Annotated in this window: 1 protein-coding gene; it reads left to right on the plus strand. The window is 76.0% G+C overall.

The features are described from left to right. Positions 1-273, plus strand: a 273-nt coding sequence (locus tag ACLBX8_RS31795; RefSeq protein ID WP_447716423.1) for a DUF5076 domain-containing protein, incomplete at its 5' end; no start/stop codon positions are given. Positions 274-321: the final 48 nt, after the last annotated feature.

Consider the following 321-nt stretch of genomic DNA (forward strand, 5'->3'; position numbering starts at 1 on the left):
AGCACCGACTTCGCCGAACTCGCCATCCCGCCCGACGCCCTGGAGCAGGGCGGCATCGAGGTGCTGCGCGCGGCCGTGGTCGACGGCGCGGTGGGCGTCGCCCTGCGCCGCTCCTTCGACGATCCGGCGACCTGGGGCCGGCTGCTGGCCGACCTCGCCCGCCAGGCCGCCCGCGCCTACGCGCTGGAGACCGACATGTCGGAGGACGAGGCGGCCGAGCGGATCCGCGCCGGCTGGGAGGCCGAGGGGCTCGACCCCGGCGGCCTCAACTGACGATGGCGGCCGACCATGGCTGAGGCGGCTGACCGGCAGGCGACTTAC

The sequence above is a fragment of the Methylobacterium sp. D48H genome, assembly GCF_053345715.1.